Annotated in this window: 2 protein-coding genes; one reads left to right on the top strand and one right to left on the bottom strand. The window is 38.7% G+C overall.

What is annotated here, in order from left to right; genetic code table 11:
- Positions 1 to 124: 124 nt before the first annotated feature.
- Positions 125 to 1,051, bottom strand: a complete 927-nt coding sequence (locus tag ESZ39_RS17395; RefSeq protein ID WP_146881179.1) for a cation diffusion facilitator family transporter — start codon at positions 1,049 to 1,051, stop codon at positions 125 to 127.
- A gap of 102 nt (positions 1,052 to 1,153) precedes the next feature.
- Between ESZ39_RS17395 and trmL the strand changes: the two genes are divergently transcribed.
- Complete coding sequence (trmL, locus tag ESZ39_RS17390) at positions 1,154 to 1,618, top strand: tRNA (uridine(34)/cytosine(34)/5-carboxymethylaminomethyluridine(34)-2'-O)-methyltransferase TrmL (RefSeq protein WP_146881178.1); 465 nt, start codon at positions 1,154 to 1,156, stop codon at positions 1,616 to 1,618.
- Positions 1,619 to 2,243 lie beyond the last annotated feature (625 nt).

Genomic DNA, 2,243 nt, shown 5'->3' with positions numbered 1-2,243 from the left:
TAGTTAAAATAGCTCAAGGCTGTGTTGCTCTCAATCCCAATAGCCAGCTATTGCTCAATCGAGCGCCTTACCTTGAGTTATTTTTCCTGCGCACAACAAGATCACAAACTTAATGGAACTGGTATTAGTCTTTAGCCATTTCATCATTGGACTCTTGATGGTGGGCCACTGACAAAGGATCGTGGTGAATAAAAACCTCACAGGGTGCCAAGGCTTCAATAATCTCTGCTTCAATGGCCTCACCTATACTATGAGCTTCTAACAAAGATAACTCACCATCTAACTCTAAGTGAAATTGAATAAAACGATCTGGCCCTGCTTGTCGTGTTCTCAACTCGTGTAAGCCATGAGTACCTTCATGTGCCAAAATAATTTTCTTGATAGTATTAAGTTCTTCTTCAGTCAGTTCGTGATCCATTAAGTGATGAACACTGTGCCAGATAATCTTACCTGCGCCGATTAACAGGAATACACCAACCGCAACGGTAAAAAATCCATCCGCCTGTAACCAATAACCTTGACTTAAAAACAGCGCAGCTAATACGCCTAAATTCAAAATTAAATCCGATTGATAATGCAAAGCATCCGCACTAATAGCGACAGATTTTGTCTGGTTAATAACATACTTTTGCAGCATCACCAGCAACAAGGTCATGACAATAGCGATAATTGAAACCACAATACCCACTTCGGTGCGTACCACTTCTTGTGGATTAATAATGCGATCAACACCATTAAACACCAATAGTAATGCCGAGCCCAACACAAAGGCGGCCTGCACTAACCCGGCTAAACTTTCTGCTTTGCCATGACCAAATTTATGTTCTTTATCGGCAGGGGCCAAAGCGAAACGCAAAATCACCACATTCATAATCGAAGCAAATAAATCTAAAATCGAATCAGTCGCAGAGGCCAACATGGCACTAGCATCAGTGACAAAAAAAGCATAAAGTTTTAAAACTACTAAAATCAACGCTGTTGTTGTTGCCGCAAATGCTGCTAACTTTACTAAGTAAGCATATTGGTTTGAATCTATCTTGTTAGCCTGCATTAAGTCCTCCTAATAAATAAATATTGCTTAACATTGATAAAGCAAAGCCGAATCAAGCACGGTATAATACCACTTAATTATATAATTTATTAAGCACTTGATATGTTAGATGTCGTTTTATTTCAACCTCAAATTCCACCCAACACAGGTAATATCATTCGCCTATGTGCTAATACCGGCTTTAGGTTACATCTAATTGAACCTCTTGGCTTTGATCTAGAAGATAAAAAACTGCGCAGAGCCGGCTTAGATTACCATGAATTTGCGGCACTTAAACGCCATGTAAATTATCAAAGTTTTATTGCAAGTGAACAACCACAGCGCATATTAGCGGTGACAACAAAGTCTACTAGTTATTATGGTGATATCAGTTTTCAGTCCGGTGATTATCTTTTATTCGGCTCAGAAACCGGTGGCTTACCCGAAGATGTTAGACAACAAATACCTGATAAAGACAAAATAAGAATTCCCATGTTAAAAGATAGCCGTAGTATGAACTTATCAAACGCCGCTGCTGTGATTGTTTATGAGGCATGGCGGCAGCTAGGCTTTACAAACTCAGTGTAAAAGTAAGTCATTTATGACGTAATGTTCTTTATGGTGAAAAGCGTTAAATTTCATTTAACTTGATGGACTAAAGTCCAACCTAAATCGGGCATACAGGTGTTTTTTCAATGTTGGGCAATTGTTTTTGTAGGTCGAACTTCAGTCCGTCAACCGTACAGCTGGCCATTAAGCTGATGGGGTAAAAAACATCTGCAGCGGGTATTATTTTTTCAATCTGCAGTTATATTGAAAAAGGTTAATGTGGTTTATGGTGAAAAGCGTTAAATTTCATTTAACTTGATGGACTAAAGTCCAACCTACATCGGGCCTACAGGTGATTTTTAACGTTGGGCAATTCTTTTTTGTAGGTCGGACTTCAGTCCGTCAACCGTACAGCTGGCCATTAACCTGATGGAGCAAAAAAACATCTGCAGCGGGTACTATTTTTTCAATCTGCAGTTATATTGAAAAAGGTTAATATTGTTTACGGGAAAAAGCGTTAAATTTCATTTAACTGATGGACTAAAGTCTGAGGAATCCCCACAAGTTACTCAATATAAACTATCTTGAATAAGTGTCTTCATGGCACTTAGTATCATTCTATCCGATAGATAATATCGTTTATGTTGCAGTACCCTTAACGCTA

It is taken from the genome of Colwellia sp. C1TZA3, from assembly GCF_007954265.1.
Classification (GTDB): domain Bacteria; phylum Pseudomonadota; class Gammaproteobacteria; order Enterobacterales; family Alteromonadaceae; genus Cognaticolwellia.
The sequence above is the reverse complement of the archived record's forward strand: the minus strand, read 5'-3'. Positions and strand labels throughout refer to the sequence as shown.